The sequence below is a fragment of the Azospirillum sp. UENF 211521 genome, from assembly GCF_058780535.1.
In genome coordinates this window covers 121657-143197 of sequence record NZ_JBSNCF010000004.1, presented here as the reverse complement: position 1 = coordinate 143197, position 21541 = coordinate 121657, and the positions used below count along the sequence as shown (strand labels likewise).

21 protein-coding genes are annotated in these 21541 nt (G+C 65.5%); 11 read left to right on the top strand and 10 right to left on the bottom strand.

Annotation, left to right across the window (positions count from 1 at the left end; all coding sequences use genetic code 11):
- Positions 1-2: 2 nt before the first annotated feature.
- From ACWPN5_RS28995 to ACWPN5_RS28985, 3 genes are read right to left on the bottom strand one after another with little or no spacing between them, the layout of a single operon-like run.
- Complete coding sequence (locus ACWPN5_RS28995) at positions 3-818, bottom strand: CbbQ/NirQ/NorQ/GpvN family protein (protein ID WP_492298902.1); 816 nt, start codon at positions 816-818, stop codon at positions 3-5.
- Complete coding sequence (locus ACWPN5_RS28990; RefSeq protein ID WP_492298900.1) at positions 818-2167, bottom strand: cbb3-type cytochrome c oxidase subunit I; 1350 nt, start codon at positions 2165-2167, stop codon at positions 818-820. The genes ACWPN5_RS28995 and ACWPN5_RS28990 overlap by 1 nt, the downstream gene beginning before the upstream one ends.
- 14 nt (positions 2168-2181) lie before the next feature.
- Positions 2182-2634, bottom strand: a complete 453-nt coding sequence (locus tag ACWPN5_RS28985) for a c-type cytochrome (protein WP_109069058.1) — start codon at positions 2632-2634, stop codon at positions 2182-2184.
- 481 nt (positions 2635-3115) lie between these two features.
- Between ACWPN5_RS28985 and nirK the strand changes: the two genes are divergently transcribed.
- From nirK to ACWPN5_RS28970, 3 genes are all read left to right on the top strand, one after another.
- Positions 3116-4177, top strand: coding sequence for a copper-containing nitrite reductase (gene nirK, locus ACWPN5_RS28980; RefSeq protein WP_492298899.1), 1062 nt, complete (start codon positions 3116-3118; stop codon positions 4175-4177).
- Positions 4178-4324: 147 nt separating this feature from the next.
- Complete coding sequence (locus ACWPN5_RS28975; RefSeq protein WP_492298897.1) at positions 4325-4951, top strand: hypothetical protein; 627 nt, start codon at positions 4325-4327, stop codon at positions 4949-4951.
- A 23-nt stretch (positions 4952-4974) separates the two neighbouring features.
- Positions 4975-5520, top strand: coding sequence for a hemerythrin domain-containing protein (locus ACWPN5_RS28970; protein ID WP_492298895.1), 546 nt, complete (start codon positions 4975-4977; stop codon positions 5518-5520).
- A gap of 70 nt (positions 5521-5590) precedes the next feature.
- Here ACWPN5_RS28970 and ACWPN5_RS28965 read toward each other — a convergent pair whose 3' ends face one another.
- Both ACWPN5_RS28965 and ACWPN5_RS28960 read right to left on the bottom strand, forming a co-directional pair.
- Positions 5591-5758: a hypothetical protein gene (locus tag ACWPN5_RS28965; protein WP_492298894.1), complete on the bottom strand. Its 168-nt coding sequence runs from the start codon at positions 5756-5758 to the stop codon at positions 5591-5593.
- 131 nt (positions 5759-5889) lie between these two features.
- Positions 5890-6771, bottom strand: coding sequence for a LysR family transcriptional regulator (locus tag ACWPN5_RS28960; RefSeq protein ID WP_492298892.1), 882 nt, complete (start codon positions 6769-6771; stop codon positions 5890-5892).
- A gap of 266 nt (positions 6772-7037) precedes the next feature.
- Here ACWPN5_RS28960 and ccoN point away from each other — a divergent pair, with 266 nt between their 5' ends.
- Positions 7038-8546: a cytochrome-c oxidase, cbb3-type subunit I gene (gene ccoN, locus ACWPN5_RS28955; protein ID WP_492298890.1), complete on the top strand. Its 1509-nt coding sequence runs from the start codon at positions 7038-7040 to the stop codon at positions 8544-8546.
- A gap of 71 nt (positions 8547-8617) precedes the next feature.
- Positions 8618-9799, top strand: a complete 1182-nt coding sequence (gene metB / locus ACWPN5_RS28950; RefSeq protein ID WP_492298889.1) for a cystathionine gamma-synthase — start codon at positions 8618-8620, stop codon at positions 9797-9799.
- Positions 9800-9993: 194 nt separating this feature from the next.
- On the opposite strand, the gene ACWPN5_RS28945 is transcribed toward metB, so the two are convergent.
- Positions 9994-10410: a carboxymuconolactone decarboxylase family protein gene (locus ACWPN5_RS28945; RefSeq protein WP_492298887.1), complete on the bottom strand. Its 417-nt coding sequence runs from the start codon at positions 10408-10410 to the stop codon at positions 9994-9996.
- On the opposite strand from ACWPN5_RS28945, the gene ACWPN5_RS28940 reads away from it, so the two are divergent.
- Positions 10409-10711: a recombinase family protein gene (locus tag ACWPN5_RS28940; protein ID WP_492298886.1), complete on the top strand. Its 303-nt coding sequence runs from the start codon at positions 10409-10411 to the stop codon at positions 10709-10711. The two genes, ACWPN5_RS28945 and ACWPN5_RS28940, sit on opposite strands and share 2 nt — an antisense overlap.
- 72 nt (positions 10712-10783) lie before the next feature.
- On the opposite strand, the gene ACWPN5_RS28935 is transcribed toward ACWPN5_RS28940, so the two are convergent.
- Together ACWPN5_RS28935 and ACWPN5_RS28930 are read right to left on the bottom strand one after the other, a co-directional pair.
- Positions 10784-11638, bottom strand: a complete 855-nt coding sequence (locus ACWPN5_RS28935) for a universal stress protein (RefSeq protein ID WP_492298884.1) — start codon at positions 11636-11638, stop codon at positions 10784-10786.
- 13 nt (positions 11639-11651) lie between these two features.
- Positions 11652-13139, bottom strand: a complete 1488-nt coding sequence (locus tag ACWPN5_RS28930) for a SulP family inorganic anion transporter (RefSeq protein WP_492298882.1) — start codon at positions 13137-13139, stop codon at positions 11652-11654.
- Between the two features lie 211 nt (positions 13140-13350).
- Here ACWPN5_RS28930 and ACWPN5_RS28925 point away from each other — a divergent pair, with 211 nt between their 5' ends.
- Positions 13351-14403 carry an IS5 family transposase gene (locus tag ACWPN5_RS28925; protein ID WP_492298880.1) on the top strand — a complete coding sequence of 351 codons (1053 nt, stop codon included), beginning with the start codon at positions 13351-13353 and terminating at the stop codon, positions 14401-14403.
- Here ACWPN5_RS28925 and ACWPN5_RS28920 read toward each other — a convergent pair.
- Both ACWPN5_RS28920 and ACWPN5_RS28915 read right to left on the bottom strand, forming a co-directional pair.
- Positions 14352-15725, bottom strand: a complete 1374-nt coding sequence (locus ACWPN5_RS28920; protein WP_492298854.1) for an ISKra4 family transposase — start codon at positions 15723-15725, stop codon at positions 14352-14354. The two genes, ACWPN5_RS28925 and ACWPN5_RS28920, sit on opposite strands and share 52 nt — an antisense overlap.
- A gap of 33 nt (positions 15726-15758) precedes the next feature.
- Entirely contained in the window at positions 15759-16586 is an 828-nt protein-coding gene (locus ACWPN5_RS28915; protein ID WP_492298878.1) for an IS630 family transposase, read from the bottom strand.
- 73 nt (positions 16587-16659) lie between these two features.
- Between ACWPN5_RS28915 and ACWPN5_RS28910 the strand changes: the two genes are divergently transcribed.
- Genes ACWPN5_RS28910 through ACWPN5_RS28895 form a run of 4 tightly spaced genes read left to right on the top strand, consistent with a single transcriptional unit; the run spans position 16660 to position 21498 of the window.
- Complete coding sequence (locus tag ACWPN5_RS28910) at positions 16660-16827, top strand: transposase (protein WP_492298991.1); 168 nt, start codon at positions 16660-16662, stop codon at positions 16825-16827.
- Positions 16828-16862: 35 nt separating this feature from the next.
- The gene (locus ACWPN5_RS28905; RefSeq protein WP_492298876.1) at positions 16863-17639 is read left to right on the top strand and encodes a hypothetical protein; all 777 of its coding nucleotides are present in this window, start codon (positions 16863-16865) and stop codon (positions 17637-17639) included.
- Positions 17636-19951 carry a KGGVGR-motif variant AAA ATPase gene (locus ACWPN5_RS28900; protein ID WP_492298874.1) on the top strand — a complete coding sequence of 772 codons (2316 nt, stop codon included), beginning with the start codon at positions 17636-17638 and terminating at the stop codon, positions 19949-19951. Before ACWPN5_RS28905 ends, ACWPN5_RS28900 begins: the two co-directional genes overlap by 4 nt.
- Positions 19952-19977: 26 nt before the next feature.
- Entirely contained in the window at positions 19978-21498 is a 1521-nt protein-coding gene (locus ACWPN5_RS28895; protein ID WP_492298872.1) for a hypothetical protein, read from the top strand.
- Positions 21499-21541 lie beyond the last annotated feature (43 nt).

Below are 21541 nucleotides of genomic sequence, written 5' to 3'. Positions count from 1 at the left end.
GATCATCCCAGCGTGAGTTCGGCGACCCGAAGCAACGCCTTCTTGACCTCCGGGTCGTCGGTGAGCGGCTCGATCATCGACGCCAGGATCGCCTCGTCGCGAGGCATGCCATCGCGGATCAACGAGGCGCAGTACACCAACAGCCGGGTCGACACTCCTTCCTCGAGATCCTGCCCCTTGAGCGCGCGCAGGGCGTTGCCAAGCTGCACCAGCGGAGCGACCCGGTCGGCGGGCAACCCACTTTCCTGGGCGACGATCCCGGTTTCGGCATCGGGCTTCGGGAAGCCGAACTCGATGGCGACGAAGCGCTGGCGCGTGCTGGGCTTCAGCGATTTCAGGATATTCTGGTAGCTGGGGTTGTAGGAGACGACCAGCATGAACGACGGCGGAGCCTCCAGCAGTTCGCCGGTGCGCTCCAGGGGCAGCAGGCGGCGGTCGTCGGTCAGCGGGTGCAGCACCACGGTGACGTCCTTGCGCGCCTCGACCACCTCGTCGAGGTAGCAGATCGCGCCTTCGCGCACCGAGCGGGTCAGCGGGCCGTCGGTCCAGACCGTGTCGCCACCCTTGAGCAGGTAGCGGCCGGTCAGGTCGGCGGCGGTCAGGTCGTCGTGGCAGGACACCGTGTGGAGCGGACGCCCCAGCCTTGCGGCCATGTGTGCGACGAAGCGGGTCTTCCCGCAGCCGGTCGGCCCCTTGAGCAACAGCGGCAGACGGTTGCGGTGGGCGTGCTCGAACAACGCCACCTCGTTGCCAGTGGGAGCGTAGAAGGGGACGGCGCCGCCCGCCGTCCCATGCTGGGAGGAGGCCTCCTCCGCCATCACTCGGCCGGCGCGACGGAGGGTTGGGTGCGCGCGGGCACCCGCTCACGCGCCGGTCCGAACATCGCATAGACGAACATGAGCACCGAGATGACCACGAAGATGCCGGAACCCAGGCGCATCCAGTAGAACAAGGCCAGCTGCTCCTGGACCTCCATGTAGGTCATGCCCAGCACGCGCTGCAGGTGGACCTGCACGACGCCCGCGAAGGTCAGCGTGAAGGTCATGAAGGCCATGGCCGAGGTCATGATCCAGAAGCTCCACATGTTGAGCACCTGGTTGTAGGGCGCGCGGCCGCGCAGGCTCGGCAGGGCGTAGCTGATGATCGCGAGGTTCAGCATCACGTAGGCCCCGAAGAAGGCAAGGTGCCCGTGCGCCGCGGTGACCTGGGTGCCGTGGCTGTAGTAGTTGACCCAGGACAGCGTGTGCATGAAGCCCCACACGCCAGCACCGAAGAAGGCCATCACCGGGGTGCCGAGCGTCCACAGGAAGGCGGCCTTGTTCGGATGGTCGCGCCGCCCCTTCCAGGCCATGGTGAAGGCGAACACGACCATGGCGAAGAAGGGCGCGACCTCCAGCGTGGAGAACAGCGAGCCGATCCACTGCCAATAACCCGGAGCACCAATCCAGTAATAATGGTGCCCGGTGCCCAGCAGGCCAGAGAACAGGGCGAGGCCGACGATGGCGTAGAGCCACTTCTCCACGACCTCGCGGTCGACGCCGGTCATCTTGATGACCAGGAAGGCGAGGACCGAGGCCATCACCAGCTCCCACACGCCCTCGACCCACAGATGAACGACGTACCACCAGTACAGCTTGTCCAGCGCGAGGTTGGTCGGGTTGTAGAAGGCGAACAGGAAGAAGACCGCGATCCCCCACAACCCGAGCAGGAGGACGTTGGTGATCGCCGTCCTGCGGCCTTTGATCACGGTCAGCGAGACGTTGTAGAGGAAGATCAACGCCGCGACGACGATGCCGATCTTCACCCACAGCGGCTGTTCGAGGAACTCACGCCCCTCGTGGATGCCCAGCGTGTAGCCGACCACCGCGCCCAGCGCGCCGACCATCAGGATGGCCAATTGGGCGTAGGCGAGCGCCGGGCTCTCAATGTCGCGCTCCGCCTCCTCCGGGATCAGGTAGTAGGCCGAGCCGAAGAAGCCGAGCAGGAGCCACACGATCAGCGCGTTGGTGTGGATCATGCGCAGGATGTTGAAGGGCAGGATCTCGGACAGGAAGTTCGGCAGGACGTAGACGGTCCCGGCGAGCGAGCCGACCAGCACCTGGACGACGAACAGGGCCATCGCGCAGGCGAAGTACCAATAGGCGATGCGTTGGGTCGCGTATTTCATGCCATGCCTCCCCTTCAGCCCGCTTGGTTCGGTGGCCAGCCTTGCGTGTCGATGCGGCTGGTCCATTCGAGGAAGTCGACGAGGTCGTTGAGCTCCGCGTCGGTCAGGTTGAACTGCGGCATCTGGCGGCGCCCCTCGACCCCGCTGGGCTGCGACTGCATCCAGGCGATCAGCGCCGTGCGCGCGCCTTCGGCGTCCTCCCGCCCGCCGTAGCGGACCCAGACGTTGCCGAGCTCCGGGGCGAAGTAGGCACCCTCACCAAGCAGCGAGTGGCAGTTGATGCAGGCGTTCCTCTCCCACACGTGCTTGCCGCGTGCGACGCTCTCGGACAGCGTGGCCTCGTCCGTGCTGGTCGTTCGAATGTAGTAGTGGCTGTGAATCGTCAGGGCGACGAAGGTGACGAAGAAGAAGAGCGACCCGCCGTAGAAGATGTTGCGCGCCGCTGATTTCGTGAATCGCTCGGCCATCACCTCCCCCTGTTATCGTTACACGGTTAGGTTACGTGTCCAGAACCAGTGGAAGCGCAAACAGGACCGTTGGGCCAGTGCGGAAAAGGATAGGAAGGAGCGTCCGAGTGTCCTCGAACGCGGTTCTCGAAGCCGAAGGAAGCGGCGTGGCGCGGTGTCCCTGTACGGCGGGATTGCACATTGAGCCGCGGCGGGATGTCGCAGGGACGTTAAGCCGGTGCCATGTTCACAGCGGGACGGGCAATGGGCCGCCCGGTGGCCTCATCAGAGTTCACCTTGTGATTCGGGGTGATTCTCATAGTTATACGGCCCTTCGCCCCCGCGCTTCCGCACATTCGTTATTGCTGTTGTGATAAAAGTTGGCCAAATGTTGGAGGATTTGTGCGTTGCACTGGCTTCAAATTCTTGATGGCCGTCAAGTAATTGGGGCGTGAAATCTGGGACGCTGGCTTCAGAAGCAACACTCGCCCTGGATTGCATCATGAAAAACAAGACCTTCCTCGCCACCGTCAGCGCCGCCGCCTTCATCGCCCTGTCCGGGGTTGGCGCCGCATCGGCCACCACGCTGTACGCTGAGCCGAAGGTCAAGGAACCGGCGGTCGACATCGTCCAGGACCCCGCGGCGGTCCCGGCGCCGGAAGCGGCGGGCAAGCGCGCGCCCAAGACCCACAACGTCGTGCTGACCACGACCGAGGTCGAAGCCAGGCTGGATGACGGCACGACCTACACCTACTGGACGTTCAACAACAAGGTCCCCGGCCCGATGGTCCGCGTCCGTGTCGGCGACACGGTGAACGTGTCCATGACGAACGCGCCCGGGTCGATCATGAACCATTCCATTGATTTCCACGCGGCCACCGGTTTCCTTGGCGGCGGACAGATCACCCAGGCGGAGCCGGGCCAGACCAAGGAATTCTCGTTCAAGGCGATGGCGCCGGGTGTTTACGTCTATCACTGCGCCACGCCGATGGTCGCCCAGCACATCGCCAAGGGCATGTTCGGCCTGATCGTGGTGGAGCCCGAAGACGGCCTGCCGAAGGTCGACAAGGAGTTCTACGTCATGCAGCAGGAGATCTACGCCACCAAGGCGAAGAACCTGCCGGCGGAGGACGACTACGACGGCCTGGTCAACGAGAAGCCCGGCTATCTGGTGTTCAACGGCGCCGTGGGTGGGCTGGTGAAGGACAAGCCGCTGAAGGCCAGTGTGGGCGAAACCGTGCGCATCTGGTTCGGTGTCGGCGGGCCGAACTTCACCTCGTCGTTCCATGTCATCGGCGAGATCTTTGATCGCGTCCACAATCTCGGTGCCCTGGACACGCCGCCGCTGAAGAACGTGCAGACGGTCACGGTGGCGCCGGGCGGGGCGACGATGGTGGAGTTCAAGGTCGACTATCCGGGCAAGTACGCCTTGGTCGACCACGCTCTGAGCCGCGCCACCAAGGGGCTCATCGGCATTCTGGAAGTCGATGGCAGGGCGAACGACAGCGTCATCCTCGACAAGAGCGGCGACTCCCGCAAGCAGCTCGGCGAGATGAAGCATTGATCCCACCCCGGTGGGATGCGCAGGGGGAGGGTGGGGGGCGAGACCCTGTCTTCCTCCGTTGGGCATTTCCCGCTTGCCACCGGGGCTTGGCCGTGCCGTTTGCGCGAGGACAAAGAGGCCCGCGCATCATCGTGGCATGATCAGGTTATGACCTTTCCATCCTTTTATGATGCGGCGCCGCGGCTCGTCGTGTGCGATCCGCTCAGCGCGTTCCTCGGCGCGGCCGAGGACGGCCTGCTTGAGTATGGCTATGCCGATGCGGTGCGGCTGGCCGGCCATTCCTGCCCGACCGTCGCGGGCGCTTACCTGATGACCGTACGGTCACTGGAGCGTCTGTATCCCGATGAGGTGCCCGAGCGCGGGGCCGTTGCGGTGTCTGTTCGCGAGGCCGCCGCCGAAGGCGTGGCCGGTGTGATGGCAAGCGTCGCCACGCTGCTGACCGGAGCGACGGAGAGCACCGGCTTCAAGGGCATCGCTGGACGCTTCGACCGCCGGAACCTCCTGTCCTTCGGGGTCGGCATTCAAGGGACGATGGCCTTCGTACGCATGGACACGGGAGCGGGAGTGCAAGCGACGCTCGACAGCGGCGTCGTGCCGGTCGATCCGGCGATGCCCGGCCTTCTGCAGCGCCTGTTGTCCCACGCGGCATCCCCGGACGAAGCGGCACAGTTCCGCATCCTGTGGCAGGAGCGGGTCCGACGCATGCTGGTGGACCACGCCGACGATCCTCGACTGGTCAGGCTTGCCGCTTGGAATGGCCGACCCAACGCGTGACCCCCTTTCAAAAGACTTCGGACATGCACACCGACAGCAAGACCGGCCAACTCCTGCACGACGATCATCACCGGACCATCGACCTTCTGAACGCATTCGAAGCCTACCTGGAGCGCACCACGGAAGACGACATCCCACATCTGGACGTGGACGGTCGCGTTCTGCTCGCCACCCTTGGCAAGGAGTTGGGCCAGGACCTCGAACGGCATTTCCTCCTGGAAGAGCAGTGGCTCTTCCCGCCCATTGCCGCCGCTGGCGCTTACGAGATGACGGCCGACCTCTCGACCGACCACGAAGCCCTGCGCCCGCTCGTCCGCCGCATCACCCGGCTGTGCGCCCTGGCTCTGCGTGAGGGGTTCGATGAGGAAAGCTGGCCGGTCTTCCGCCATTTCGGGCAGCAGCTGATTGAGGGCCTCGTCCTGCACATTCAAAAGGAAGAGACCGCACTGCTCAGTGCCGTTGACGCCGTGCTTACGCCGGCACAGGACGTCTCCCTTGCACGGGCTTACCGTTGTGGGGAAGAGGCGCTTGGCGGCGCGGATGAACGCGCATCATCGCCGCAGGTTTAGGACGGGCATTCAGCGGCAGGTTCAGCGGCTGATCGGTCGCGGCCAACGTGCGCCGGTGTTCCGAACCGCATCAAGCCGGATTCATCGGCTCGGTGGGCGGGGCGGGGTTGTCCTCGGGTTCCGCCGGCGCGGCGGGCACGGGCTCGTCCTCCTGCTCGTCCGGAAGACGACCGAGGCAGGACCCGTCGGGGCGTGCGAAGGGTGACGAGGGCCGGGGTGCGGACCGCTGGGGCTTCATGGTGATTCCTCCCTTCCTGTCAGAACACCGTTCACGCCGCATCATCGCGACGGCGTGAAAGCCAGCCGGTGAGGCCGCATCCATTTGCGGGCATCAGCCCCGCGCGCGCCGACGCCGGCCGGAACGGGATTTTATTGGGCGTCGGCGCCTTGTTGAGAATTCCCTGTCACCTCGTCAGAGCCGAGGATGGCCCGCAGGCCTTCGAACGCGGTTACGAGAACGCTGACATCAGGCTCCGCCGGGTGAACGGCGTAGATGGGCAAGCTGAACGGGTGCGCTTCGGGCACGACTTCCCCCACCCCCTGGTCGAGCATGGGCTGGACCAGGCTCCGTGGGAAATGCCCGGTTCCCCCGCATTGCCTGACATAGTCCAGCCCGAGCGTGCCGACGCCGATCGACAGGGGTGTGGACAGAAGCTCCGGATTTCGCAAACGGATGCTGCGCTGGAATTCGTCGCTCCAGTCGATGAGGACGTAGTGGTCGCCACCGGCGCTCGGAGCGGGGCGAACCCTCACAAGGACCAAATCCTCTTCCAGCAGCAGGCGCACCGCGAGGCCCGGCACGGCGCGCGGCGAATAGAGGACCGCGAGATCGAGCGTCCCGTCGCGAAGGCGCTGGAGCAGATCGTCCGCCAACCCGACCTCGCACCGCAGGGCGATGTCTTCGGCATTCCGCCGCATCCAGGGAATCCAACGGTTCAGCATCCGGTTCCACAGACCGGCCTCGCTGCCGATGCGCAGCAGGGCGCGATGCCCGATGGGAAGCGCGGCCTCCTGCCGGGCCTGCTCCCAAAGGCGGAGCATGGCGATGGCATGACGCTGGAACCGGATCCCGGCCGCGGTGAGCATCGCGCCGTTCTTGTTGCGCACAAACAGCTGGCAACCCAGCTGATCCTCCAATTGCCGGATGCGCGTGCTGACCGTCGATTGCGTGACGTGCAGCCGCTCCGCCGCCGCGACGAAGCTTCCAGCCGTGGCCGCTTCAAGGAAAGTGCGGGCCGTTTCCATGTCCATGCGACGTCCCCCACGAGAAATTGTATTGGATAATCCGATACAATCCATCGAATAAATTCGCTTTTGCTATGTGTAGGCGCGACCTAGGCTCTGTGCAACCGTGTTACGAGCCGTCGGGCATGGCGCCTGTGATCCTCCCATTCCAAAACGGGACTGGAGTCCGCGCGCCCTGCGCTGGGCGGCCCCGACCGGGCATCGCCGACCGGGCCGCTATGACGTCGGCCGTCCGGCCGCTCCCGCCGTGCGACGTCGACAGGGTCTTGCGCATGACCGATCTCGCGATCAGCACCACGCTATCCATACCCGGGGCCGGACGGACGGACGGCGACGCGGCCTCGTACGACTCCGGAGACGCCGCGGTGCGGATGTTCATCCGGGCATCCCTGTTCTGGTGTGTGGCCGGGCTGGCAATGGGCCTGTGGGTTGCCCTTCTGCTGGTCGCTCCGACGCTCAACCTCGGGCTGGAATGGACCAGTTTCGGCCGCGTCCGGCCGATCCACACCACTCTGATCGTCTATGCCTTCACCGGGAACGCGCTGATCGGCTCGTCCTTCTTTGTGGCGCAGCGGACCTGCCGAACCGCTCTGTGGGGAAGCCGCGAACTGCACCAACTGCTGTTCGGGTGCTATCAGATATTCGTTCTCCTGGCGGTGTCCGGCTACGTGATGGGTGCCACCCAGAGCAAGGAATACGCGGAGTTCGAGTGGTACACCGACCTGTTCCTGCTCGGTGTGTGGCTGCTCTACGCGACGATCCTGGTCCGGACGATCCTGCAGCGGCGGGAGCGGCACATCTACGTGGCCCTGTGGTTCTACCTGTCCTTCGTCATCGTCGTCGGCATGGTGCATACGCTGAACAATCTGGCCGTGCCCGTCTGCTTCACCGGAGCGAAGAGCTACCCGTTGCTGTCCGGCGTGCAGGACGCGATGGTGCAGTGGTGGTTCGGGCACAACATCGTCGGCTTCTTCCTGACCGCCGGTGTCGTCGGCATGATGTATTATTTCGTGCCGAAACAGGCGGAGCGGCCGGTCTATTCGTACCGCCTGTCGATCGTGCATTTCTGGTCGCTGGTGTTCATCTACATCTGGGCCGGCCCGCACCATCTGCACTACACGGCCCTGCCGGACTGGGCGCAGACGCTGGGCATGACCTTTTCGATCATGCTGTGGATGCCGTCCTGGGGCGGCATGATCAACGGCATCATGACCCTGTCGGGTGCCTGGGACAAGCTGCGCACCGACCCGGTCCTGCGCTTCCTCGTGACGTCGGTGGCCTTCTACGGCATGTCGACCTTCGAGGGTCCGCTGATGGCCATCAAGCCGGTGAACGCCCTGTCGCACTACACCGACTGGACGGTCGGCCATGTGCATTCCGGCGCGCTCGGCTGGGTGGCCTTCATGGTGTTCGGTTCCCTCTACCACCTCGTCCCGCGGCTCTGGGGGCGGGAGCGTCTGTACTCCGTGGGGCTGGTCAGCCTGCATTTCTGGACGGCGAGCGTGGGCATTCTGCTCTACATCGCCGCCATGTGGGTGTCGGGCATCATGCAGGGTCTGATGTGGCGCGCCTACGACACCCTTGGCTTTCTCCAATATTCGTTCGTCGAGACGGTCACGGCCACGCAGCCCTTCCACGTCATCCGCGCAACCGGCGGCGCCCTGTTTCTCGCGGGCGCGCTCATGATGGTCTACAACCTGGTGCGCACCATGCGTGGCGATGTGGCGAGCGAGCCCGGACGGACAAGCCGCGCCGCGAACCTTCGGGCGGCGGCGCGCTGACGTGGCGCCATCGGGCCAGGCCAGGAGCGGTCGAACAGCCGGACCACGGCACGCAGCAAAGGATGCCGAGCATGGACAATGGGAAATCCCCGCAGACGATCGCCGCCGCCAACGGCATCGGGAACGACGCGGAGTACGGCGCGGTGACGCCGCCGATTCACCTGTCGACCACCTACCGGTTTCCCGGCTTTGAGAAGCCCGGACCATACGATTATTCGCGAACGGCCAACCCGACGCGCGATCTGCTCGCCGATACCCTCGCCCAACTGGAGGGCGGCGCCGGTGCGGTGGTCACGGCCACCGGCATGGCTGCCGTCAGCCTGCTGCTGGCGACGCTTGACCCTGGCGAACTGGTGATCGCTCCACACGATTGCTACGGCGGAACCCATCGCCTGCTTTCGATGAGCGCGGCGAAAGGGCATTTTGGGGTGGCGTTCGTCGATCTGAACGAGGCGGCAGGTTTCGCCGAGGCTCTTCGACGCGGCCCGGCACTCATCCTGATCGAAACCCCAAGCAATCCGCTGATGCGCATCACCGACATCGCGAAGCTGGCCGAACAGGGCAAAGCGGCGGGAGCAAAGATCGCCGTCGACAACACCTTCCTTTCGCCAGCGCTCCAGCAGCCGCTGGCGCTCGGGGCCGACTTCGTCATCCATTCAACGACCAAGTACCTCAACGGCCATTCCGACGTCGTGGGGGGAGCCGTCATCGCCGCGGACACGCGGGATCTGAACCACCTCAAGGATTGGGCGAACGCGATGGGCCTCACCGGGTCGCCCTTCGACGCGTATCTGACGTTGCGAGGCTTGAGAACGCTGTTTCCAAGGCTGGAGCACCAGCAGCGCACCGCTTTTGCGATGGCCGATTTTCTCGATCGTCATCCGTGCGTGGAGACCGTGCATTATCCAGGCCTGCCGTCTCACCCCGGCCACGCCATCGCGGAGCGCCAGCAGCGTGGCTACGGCGCCATGCTGAGCTTCAACATCAAAGGTGGAGCGGACGGCGCACGCCGTTTCGTGGAAGCGGTGAGGGTGTTCACGCTCGCCGAGTCACTTGGCGGCATCGAAAGCCTCGTCGCTCATCCGGCGACGATGACGCACGCGAGCATGGGAAGCGAGGCGCGGCGAGCGGCGGGCATCGACGACAGCCTGTTGCGCTTGTCCATCGGATTGGAGGGGGAAGGTGACTTGCTCATGGATTTGGAGCAAGCCCTGAGAACGGTCGCTCCGCTGCTTGGTCGCAGTTCCGTGTAAGGGTTCCGTCAGGTGTCGCGCCATACATGAGTCGACGATGCCGAAGGGCTGGCGGGAGGCGCCATGAACTACGCGAGGCCGATCATATCGCGCGGCGCGGCGACCCTCTGGACATGGATCACCCGTCGCTGCGCCACAGAGACGTGCTGGTTGCGGCGGGTTCCGGCGTCGCCACCGCTCCCATCCGCATCGGCTCAGGCCTTGGCGGCCACCGGGAGACGGAAGGGGGCACCCAGCCGGTTGAAGGCGTTCATCGCCGCGATGGCGATGGTGAGATCGACCAGATCCTTCGGCTCGAACGCCGACGATACCGCCGCGTAGGCGGCGTCGGACGCGTGGGTTTCGCTGACGCGGGTCACCTCTTCGGCCCAGGCCAGGGCCGCGCGCTCCGTGTCGGAGAACAGGTGCGGGACCTCCTCCCACACCGGCGCCAGCGTGACCTTGTCGATCGACATGGTCTTCCGGAGGTCGCGGCTGTGCAGATCGATGCAGTGAGCGCAGCCGTTGATCTGCGAGACCCTGAGGAACACGAGGTGGATGAGTTCCTCGGGCAGGTTGGTGCTCTTCGTGACGTAATGGTGGACGCCGAAGAGGATCGCGCTGAGCGGCATGACCTTCGACTTGGCGAGCGCCGCCGGCCGTATGATGGCCACCGTGCTCGCCGGCATTGCCGAGTTCGAACGTGACCTGCTGCGCGAACGGGTCCGATCCGGCCTCGCCGCCGCCAAGGCCCGTGGTAAGAAACTCGGCCGGCAGCCCGGACAACGGCCAAAGTCGGACCGGCTGGCGCCCAAAGTTCTGGCATTGGTGGACGAGGGCCGCAGCTACCGCCTGATCGGACGGGAGCTGGGCCTCAGCAAGAACACCGTCGCCGCAATCGTGAAACGCGCACGGAACGGAGTTGCGGCCTGAACGCAGGCGGCGATGTCGGCGCGGGACGCTTGCGGCATGTGGCATTGCGCACCGAGCCCCGGCACCCCCGTCTCAGCGGAACAGCAGGACCGGAGCCTTGACGGAGCGGATCATCGCGGTGGTCGTGCTGCCGATGATCAGGCTGCGGATTCGGGAATGACCATAGGCACCCATGATCAGAAGCCCGACGGGATTGTGATCCATCGCCTGTGCGATAACCTCTTCCGGCGGCTTGGCCTCCACCCTGGCCTCCACGGCAAAACCGGCGCTGCGCAGGCGCTCCATTGCCTGGTCAAGCCGGTCGCGGGCGGCCGGTGTCGGCGTTCCGGCCATCAGCAACTGGCCGGGAAGGCCGCGCAGCAACGGCCCTCCGGCAATCTCCTCCACCGCCTTGATGGCGCTGGGACCGCCGTCGAAGGCGATCAGGAATTGCGTCACCGGCTGGAAAGCACGAGAGGCAACCAGCACCGGCCGGCTGGTCGCGCGGACCACTCGCTCCAGGTTCGAACCCAGATGCAGCGTGGCGAAGTCGGCCGCCTCGCCGCGCTTGCCGATCACGATCAGGGCGGCTTTGCCTCCCAGATCCTGGACGGCCTCCAGCACGTCGCCATTGCGCAGACGGGGGGCCACATGGGCAACGCCGGCCTGTTCCAGGCGCACCTTGGCACTGTCCAGAACCAGCCGGCCGCGCTGCTGCTCCAGCTTCGCCTTCCGCGCATCCAGTTCCGCCAGTTCGGCAAGCAGCCGATCCTGGGCATCGGCATCGAGGCTGCCGGTGAAGTCAGGGTGCGCGGCGGGCTCCTCCCGGTGGCCCAGGGCATGGACCAGCTCCACCGGAAGGCTCAGCCGCTTGGCGGCCCAGGCGGCATGGTCACAGACGCTCGGCGTGTAGGCCGAGCCGTCCACCAGTGTCAGCAGACATGTCATTGCGCATCCTCCCTCAATGGGCCGGCAGGCGCTCCATGGCGCCCGGCTTGTCGTGAATCGCCAGCTTGTCCACGATGGTCTCGCTGGCATGGTTCAGGCCGACGATCTCGACCTCAGCCCCTTCCCGGCGGAATTTCAGCACCACCATGTCGAGCGCGGAGACGCTTGAGATGTCCCAGATGTGGGCGCGGCTGACGTCGATGGTGACCGTCTCCAGCGCCTCGTGGAAGTCGAAGGCGGCGGTGAAGCTCTCGGCCGAGGCGAAGAACAGCTGTCCCTCGACGGTGTAGGTGCGTGCGGTGCCGTCATCCGAGAGGACGGAGGTGACGCGGAACAGTTGGGCCACCTTGCCGGCGAAGAACAGGCCGGACAGCAGAACGCCGATCAGGACGCCGATGGCGAGATTGTGTGTCGCCACCACCCCGACGACGGTCGCCACCATGACGATGCTGGAACTGCGCGGATGCGTCCGCAGGTTCTTCAGCGAAACCCAGCTGAAGGTTCCGATCGACACCATGATCATGATGGCCACCAGCGCCGGCATGGGGATCAGGCGCACCCAGTCGCCCAGCACGACGATCAGGAACAGCAGGAAGACGCCGGCGCAGAAGGTGGAGAGCCGCCCCCGGCCGCCCGACTTCACATTGATCACCGACTGGCCGATCATCGCGCAGCCGGCCATGCCACCGATGAAGCCGGTGGCGACGTTGGCGATGCCCTGTCCGATGCACTCGCGGTTCTTGTCGCTGCCGGTATCGGTCAGATCATCGACGATGGCCGCCGTCATCAGGGATTCAAGCAGCCCGACCACCGCGATCCCGGCGGAATAGGGCAGGACGATCCACAGCGTCTCGAAGCTCAGCGGCACCTGGGGCAGCAGGAAGACCGGCAGGGTGGAAGGCAGCTCGCCCATGTCACCCACGGTGCGCACATCGAGGCCGAACGCGACCGACAGCGCGGTCAACACCAGGATGCACACCAGCGGCGACGGGACCGCGCGCGTCACCCGCGGCACCAGATAGATGATGGCGAGGCCGCCGGCGACCATTGCGTAGGTAAGCCAAGTGACGCCGATGAGTTCCGGCAACTGAGCCAGGAAGATGAGGATGGCCAGAGCGTTGACGAACCCGGTCATGACCGATTTCGACACGAAGCGCATGAGGACGCCCAGCCGCAACAGGCCGCAGCCGACCTGCAGCACGCCAGCCAGCACGGTCGCGGCCAACAGGTATTGCAGACCATGGTCCTTCACCAGGGTGACCATGAGGACCGCGGTGGCTGCGGTTGCGGCGGAGATCATTCCCGGCCGGCCGCCGACAATCGCGATGATCACGGCGATGGAGAAGGAGGCGTAGAGCCCGACTTTGGGATCGACCCCTGCGATGATGGAAAAAGCGATAGCCTCCGGGATGAGGGCCAAGGCGACGACCAGTCCGGCCAGCACGTCACCGCGCACGTTGCCGAACCACTCCGTACGGAGTCGTTGCAAATTGAATGTCATGAAGCTCGTGGAAAAGGAGGGCGCGGCGGCTCCAAAGAAGCCGGCCAGCATCACGGCAGGATGTGTGAAGGCGCAAGGCCCGCCACATGACGATCGTCCCCAGGCGACCCAGCGGGGTCGGAGGACACTAACAGGCCGCTGAAAAAGGCTATGCCCGGCTTGGCGGTCGTGATTCTCTCCGGTCGAAGAGAAAGCGGCTGGCGAGGGGACGATGCGGGGATCGGACGACCACAGCGAGGGCCTGTTCAGCTATGTGAGCTGTGAGGCCCGTGTTCCGGCGAGCCATCCTCTACGACCGATCCGGGCTATTGTTGATGAAGCGCTGGAGGTGATGTCGCCGACGTTCGAGGGGCTGTACTCGACGATCGGTCGACCGTCGATCCCGCCGGAGAAGCTGCTGCGGGCGCTGCTGCTCCAGGCCTTCTACTCGGTGCGCTCGGAACGCCAGCTGATGGAACAGCTCGACTACAACCTGCTGTTCCGCTGGTTCGTCGGCTTGTCGATGGACGCCCCGGTGTGGGACGTTACGGTGTTCACCAAGAACCGTGAGCGCCTGCTGGCCGGCGATGTGGCGGCCAAGTTCCTGGCCGCCGTGCTGGGTCAACCCCGGGTCAAGGCGCTGCTGTCGGACGAGCACTTCTCGGTGGATGGGACGCTGATCGAAGCCTGGGCCAGCGTGAAGAGCTTCCGGCCCAAGGATGGCAGCGGCGAGCCGCCGGGGCCGGGGCGCAACGGCGAGCGCGACTTCCATGGCGAGAAGCGGTCCAACGAGACCCATGCCTCGACCAGCGATCCCGAGGCGCGGCTGTACCGCAAGGGCAACGGGCAGCCGGCGAAGCTGGCCTTCATGGGCCACGCCCTGATGGAGAACCGGAACGCCCTGGTGGTGGATGTCCGGCTGACGGCAGCCACCGGCTTGGCCGAACGCGAGGCGGCGGTTTCCATGGTCGAGGCCATCCCCGGCCGCCACCGCATCACCGTGGGCGCCGACAAGGCTTACGACACCAGGGATTTCGTGGCGACCATGCGCGAGTTGGGCGCCGCTGCGCACGTCGCGCAGAACACGAGCAAGCGCCGCTCGGCGATCGACGGCCGGACCACCCGCCACCCTGGCTATGCCGTGTCCTTGCGCATCCGCAAACGGATTGAGGAGCTGTTCGGCTGGATCAAGGGAGCTGGCTTGCGCAGAGACCGTCGCAAACCTGGGGGGCGTTACGCCGCCCGACGAAATGGTCGGCGGGCGTATGGCTCGGCCGCGACGTGATCCGCGGCGAGTGTGCCGTTCATCACCGCAGTGCGTACCTTCAGCATCCGGTGGGCGCCCCGCGGAGACCAGCGCATTTGCTGATTGGCGCCCATGCGCCGGTGCAGCAGACGTTGGACGGTGCTTTCGGTCGTCGCCGTGGAAATGGCCTCGCCCCGATGCCGAGCGGCGGCGTAGTCGATGATCAGGTCGGCTTGCCCGACGACGTACGTCTCCAAGGCGCGCAGCAGCCCGGCCACTTTCCGGGCCGGCGGGTCGTCAGCGGCTTCCAAAGCGGCGTCGAGGTCGGTCAGGAGGTCGCCGATCAAGGTCAGCGCCCGTTCGGTCTGGCCGTGCCAGAGCCGCCAACGCAGGCGGGTCACGGCGTCGTCCAGCATCGTCGTCCGCTCCGCGGCGGCCGGCACCGCCGTGGCCCAGCCCTTGACGGCCTGCGCCACGTGCTGGACCCGCATCGACAGGTGGAACCAGTCGAGGACGTTACGGATCGGGCCGACGCTGGCCGCGGCGCCCAGCGACCGTGGACCCTCCGCGCCGTCGCTGAGGATGGTGACCGGTGTGGTCGCCGTCGCCCCCAGACGGCGCAAAACATGATGGAGTTGCCGCACTTGCCGGTCGGCCTCGGTCGGCAGGCTGCTGAAAACGACCTCCCGCCCCTGATCGTTGCCCACCCGCGCGAGCATCACCTCGAACGAGCGCACCTGATAAGTCTTGATCGACTTCACATGCCCCGCGTCGATGGCCAGCGTGATCGCCGTTGCCGGGGCCGACGAACCCTCGTCCGGCGGGACCAGCGCCGCCCGTTCGAGCCGGGCGCCGACCCGAAGCGTGCGCCGGCGGACCGTTTCCACATCGGGAGCCGCATCCAAGGGCAGCAGCTCGACCAGCAACGCCCGCGCCCGCCGATAGGGCAGCGCGCTGCCCATCCCGGATAGGATGCGTTCGTACTCCGGGGTGCAGCGGTCGGGCATGATCTCGGCGACCGGGGTCAGGCTGCGCCGGCAGGCCACGCCGCACCGGCAGGGGCCGAAGCGGGGTGCGCGCACCTCCACCGTCCCGAACAACGACACCAGCCGGCGGGAGCGGTGGTCCTTGAGCGGGCGCGACGCTCCGCAGTGGCCGCACCGACGCCGAAGGCGACAATGCGCGTCGGCCTGGGCCGTGACCAGGACACGCTGCAAGCCGGCCACGGTCGCCTTGCCCTCGCTCAGACTCAGCCCGAGCGTTGCCGCCTGACCGGCCCCGGTGCGCTCACCCTCGGAGATCACGTGCTGCGTCACCGCTCCGTCCTCGCCCGTCACCTCCACCATGACACGCCACTTCATTGCGCCCCCGGTTCGCCGCCTTCCCAGCGCCCTTTACCATTCTCCCCCCAGGTTTGAGACGGTCTCGGCGTAGTTGTCGAGGATGACGTGCACCACCTCGCCGACTGGCACCGCGGCCTCGACGGCATTGAGAAAACGGATGAATTCCTGATGCCGGTGGCGGGCCGCGCACTGGCCGAGCACGGTGCCGTCCAGCACGTTGAGCGCCGCGAACAGCGTCGTTGTGCCATGCCGGGTGTAGTCGTGGGTCTGCGTCGCCGGCTGCCCCTTGGCCAGCGGCAACCCCGGCTGGGTGCGCTCCAGCGCCTGGATCTGCGACTTCTCATCGACCGAGAGCACCAGCGCGTGCTTCGGCGGGTCCATGTACAGCCCGACCACGTCCTGGACCTTCTCGACGAACTTGGGATCGCGCGAGAGCTTGAAGGTGCGCACCCGATGCGGCTTGAGGCCGTGAGCGCGCCAGATGCGGCGCACGCTGGTGTCGCTCACCCCACTGGCGGCCGCCATCGTGCGGCTGCTCCAGTGCGTGGCTTCGTCAGGCGGCTCTTGGAGCGTCATCTCCACCACGCGCTCGACCACCTCCGGCGCCAAGGCTGGGATGCGCGACGGGCGCGTCTTGTCGCGCAGCAGCCCGTTCACGCCCTGCTCTTGGACGCGCCGCTGCCAGCGGTGCACGGTCGGCAAGGCGACGCCGATCTCTCGGGCAATGGCGCCGTTCAGGCATGTGCCGTCGCTCAGCAGCGCGATGCGGGCGCGCGGCACCAACTTCTGCGGCGTGCTGCCGCTGCGGATGAGACCCTCCAACCGATCCCGGTCGGCGGGAGCCAGCTTCAGGTCAATGGCCCACTGCGAGACATCCATGCCCCGCAGCCTGCCAGCATCCTTTGTAGAACGTAACTGTCCGTTCGGCGCGGGCTACTAGGTCGGCCGTCTACTGACCTCCATCGAAGGGATCGGCACGACGACGGCGGCGCGGTTGGTGGCTGAACCCGATAATCCCGCGCGGTTCCGCTCACCGGAAGCGTTGGCTTCCTACATCGGCTTGGTGCCGGCCCTCAACCCGCTTTCCCGCTTCACAAAGGCCACGGTATCTATGGTGTGACCCCATTCCTGGCTAGGAATCACGGATACCCACCCATGATTGATCGGATGATTGATTCGCATTCGTTACGCGACCATGTCATGATGCCGGATCAGGGAGCGAGGGAGCGCGGCATGAGTAATCCATGGTCCATGTTTGACAAGGTGTTGGCGCTGTTAGACGCACGCCAAGGCACTAATAGAATTGACGAGAGAGTTGATCGGTACGTCAGCGCTGCGTTTACTCGGGCGCTGGACGCCATCGTGACCGCCGACGGGGGCGTCCTGCGCGACGGGTGGAGCAGGGCGAAGCATGTGCGGGACCGGCTTCTGGACGGGTGCGACACTCCTGTTACGGATCCCGTATTCATCGCCGGGCGTTACGACGCGCTGGCCGACGCGCTGGGCGCCGCGGCGGAACGGTGCTCAACGGACGGGTTCCGTGACACTCTGTCAGACGCCAAGTTCCGCCCGATCCTGGAGCAGCTAGCGAAGACGCCATTGAACAACAAGGCCCTCGCCAAGGCAGTCGGCGAAAGCGAGGAGAGTGTGTGCCGCAAGCTGCGGGAGCTGCGCATGGTAGATGCGGTCGTTTCACGCCGGGAAGGTCAGACGATGGTCAACGTCCTAACGCCATCGGCGCGCACTTTCCTTCCCGATCCGCCCGCCACGGACGACGGCGCTGGTCCGGGGACGTATGATCTTGCCAAGCGGCGGCCTCCGAAGCGGGTGGAACGGCGGACACTGCCGCACGCATTTCCGACTCTCAGCATCGCTTCACTACGGCGCGGCGACAGCCTTCGGCGTCCGGCTGAAATGAGGCACACAGGATGAAGGTAGTTCCCCGTAAAAAGCGTCCGCTAGGCCGCATCGTCACGTTCTATTCCTTCAAAGGGGGCAGCGGGCGGAGCATGGCTCTGGCTAACGTGGCGTGGGCTCTGGCCTCCAACGGCCAGCGGGTGCTGGCCGTTGACTGGGATCTCGAGGCGCCGGGGCTGCACCGTTACTTCCACCCATTCCTCAAGGACCCGGCGCAACGATCGAGCCCCGGTCTGATCGATTGGCTATGGAACTTTATTGACGCTTTCGCAGAGGCCGATGAGAACGCTGGCGACCCGCTGGCACTCGCCAAGTGTACAGGGTTCGTCCAACGGCTCGAACTGCCCAATGAAGCCAAAGGGTGCGTCGATTTCCTGGGGTCAGGCCGGCAGGACTCGTCGTACAGCGACAAGGTCGCCGGATTCCAGTGGAAAACCTTCTACGAGGATTATGACGGCGGCGCCTTCCTTGATGCTTTCGCCGACTGGGCGCGGCGAGCCTACGATGTCATTCTCCTGGACAGCCGGACCGGCGTTTCCGACAGTGCCGGCGTGTGCACGGTGCACCTGCCCGATACGGTGGTGCTCTGCTTCATTTACAACCGCCAAAGCATTGAAGGGGCGGCTGGCGCAGCGGCCAACATCAACCAGCAGCGAACAGCCGCCAAGCGGCCCATCAACATCCTGCCCTGCCCGATGCGCGTCCTTGACAAGGCCGCAGCGGAGTCAGCCCGGCGGTACGCCGCCCGGCTCTTCGCCGAAGCCCTGCCCGGGCGCAATGAATTCGTACCGTCGCGTCTCCGAGTGGCCGAAATCGTTCACTACCCCTGGCTGGCTCACGAGGAGAAGCTAGCCGTTTTCGAGGACCAACCTGACGAACCGAGTTCGCTGCTGCGCGACATGCACGGCCTCGCCTCCCGCATCGCCGAGGTGGATCTCGATCCCATCACGGTCAATCGGGAGCGCCTGGATAAGCTGTGGCTGCGCGCTGCGTTCTCTGATCCACGGCTGGTCGATCTCGAAAGGTTGCGCAACGCGCCGTTCAGCGCCGATTCCGCCGATGCTGCGATGCTCCTGCAATGGCTCGACGACGCACTTGCCGACGAGGAAATTCGGGAGGACTGGGCGCTCGACTTGGCAAGGGCATGTGGGGAGCTTGCCGTACGCGCCGGTGCTTCCTTGGGGACATCGGATACCGTCGGCCGCCTTTGCGAAGGTAGCATTATGCTGGCAGATCGCTTAATGCAGACCGAACCAAAGGCCTACGCGCTGACGGCGGGGGGAGTGTTCCTGGACGCGGCTTGGTACTTCATGGAACGGGGCCAGTTCAACCGCTCGTTCGACCTTGCGCTCCACGCCGCAGACACGTTCCGCGCTTTGCCTGCGCCGATTGCAAGGTGGCGCCAGGGGACGGCCTTCTCCGTTGCGGCTGAAGCCGCCGAGGCGATGGGGCGGTATGACGAGGCGGTAAAACTGCAGGAACGCACCGTCAAGATTACGCGGAAATCGATTGGACCAGTTGGATCGGTTTCCTCACGAGTACCAGCGTTCCTCCGCTCGCTTGCAAACCTGATCCGCCTGCTTGGCAAGATGAGCCGCCACACCGAGGCCATCGCAATCGCCAATGAATATCTGAATGACGTGCCGCCGGCGTGGCGGGAGCATGAACGGGTCAGGCCGTCCTTCGCTCGGATCCTAGTGGCATACGCCGAGGCGTGTCTTGCGACGAGCCAATTCGACAAGGGCATCGGTGCCGTTTCCGAGGTCCTCCAGATGGTTCCGCAGGCCACGCCGCCGGTTGCATTCCTGCGGGTCGACGCGTTGCGGATTAAGGCCCGGTTGCACATGGCCTCCGGCCGGTACACCGAAGCTCTCGAACTGATCGGCGAAGCAGAGGCGACCCTGCACACCGCGAGGAAGGACCTAGAATGGGCTCCACGCATGCTTCGGCTGCGCATGGACCGCTCTCTTCTGCTGGCGCAAACCGACCGGAGCGAGGAAGCGCTCCTAACCGCTCAAACCATATTCGAGCAAGGGTTTGACAAACTCCCCCTCGACGAACGCATCGCCTTCTTCCGAGAGGTGACACCGTTGCTTGAGGGCAGCCAGCGCCGCGAACAATGGCAGCGGTTGCGTAACCGCGTTTTGAAAGACCTCCTTATTGCCAAGCTGACTGCCAATCCGGACGAGCCGGTCAAAGAGTTGGCCGACGTCCTGAATGCGGTCCAGAGCGAACGGGAATTCGGCGTTGACCGGCTTCTGGAGTCCTTCCCGCCGGAAGTGACTGACGGGGTGGGTGGGACACGCGGCGGCGAGGGCCGGACGTGACTATAACGACGATAAAGCCGGTCGACGTGGCCGTGATCGACTCCCTTCGGCAGGATCCCGGTGGGCTGTTCGCCTATCTCTGGCAGCGGGTTCTCCCGCACGAGGGAACGGCCCTGTCCACGCCCTGGCACGGCCGGACGGCCCTGGAATGCGCCCGCATTGCCGAAGCAGTCCGCAGGGCGCCCGGACCGGAGCTTCCAGCCGAGCTCGTGGAGTACCTCCTGGGCGGTGGAACCGGTACGGTGGACGTTTCGGCCGACCGGATACTTGAGCGCGCCTTGGTCGTCCTGTGTGCCCTTGACGACGCGTTCGGGCTGGTCCACCCCCACACCACCACGCGGCACGGCCCCGGCATGGCACTGCCGTGCGCCGGCGAACTGCTGAAGACGGCCGAGGAGACACGTACGGTGGAGGGGTATTACGGAGCCCGCGACGGTGTTGGCATCGTCATCCCCAAGGGCCCTCTGCTCCGGAACCGATCCATGGAGGAAGCCTCGATTGCTAGCGGTGATCGGCTCGGGCAGTTATTTACCTATTTGACAGTCGTTCCACCGCTGCCCGTTCCCTACCAGCTCAACCTGCGGTGCGGTCGCCGGGCTGACCACCCGGGCGGTGCGCCGCAGCAACGCTGGCGCGTCGGCATGGCGCCGGTAGCGCAGGATCGAGACGACCTCATGTTCCTTCCGTCGTCGCGGCGCGGCCGCTGCTTCCTACACGCTGAGCCCGCCGACACGGATCTCGCCGCTGAGCGGGCGGCCGGGGCCGTGGTCCGACTCCTCGACGACGGCGCACGTATCGTGGTCCTGCCCGAACTTTGCGTGCCCCCAGACGCCGTTGACTTGGTGCGGAGGCGTCTAAGCGAGCGCACTCGGCGTGTGGGCGCCGACACGCCGGGTTTGGTGATCCTCGGCTCCGGCGTGAGCGCCGAAACCTGTCCGGAAAGCGAGCGGCCTTTCAACGAATGCGTCGTCTTAGACGCCGGTGGGCGGGAGATCTGGCGCCAGAGGAAAGCCAATCATTTCAATATGGATGCCGCGCGCATGCGTGACTGCCGCCTGCCTATGGCGGCCAAAAACGCTTCCCATCTAGAGGACGTCGCCACTGGGTCCGTGCTGGTGGTGCGCGATCTACCTGATTTCGGTCGTGTCGTGATCCTAATATGCGAGGACCTGGAGCAACAGGTGCCCGGTGATGCGGTGTTCGCGTTGCGCCCCGACCTGATCGTCACACCCGTGCTGGACATCACCCAGCGTCCCGGCCGCTGGACGCAGACACGCGCGCGTGAGATCGCCCGGCGCACCAATGCGCGAGTCATCGTGGCCAACAGCACTACACTCGCCGTCCGCATGGCTGGGCTGGACCGCCTGGATGAGGTCGCGGAGGCCGACGCCGCTTTTGGGTTGTGTCTGGACGGGCTGGAGGAGATGCGCTCGACTTTCGTCACGCCTTCCGCGGCGGATGGCGGAGTAGTAACTGCCACTCTCGACTGGATGCCGGAACGCTGGCCTAGGGGACGGTTCAACCAAGAACACAGCACGCCATCCTGATTGTTGCTTGTATGGTGAAACGTTACCCACTTAGAGGTCGACT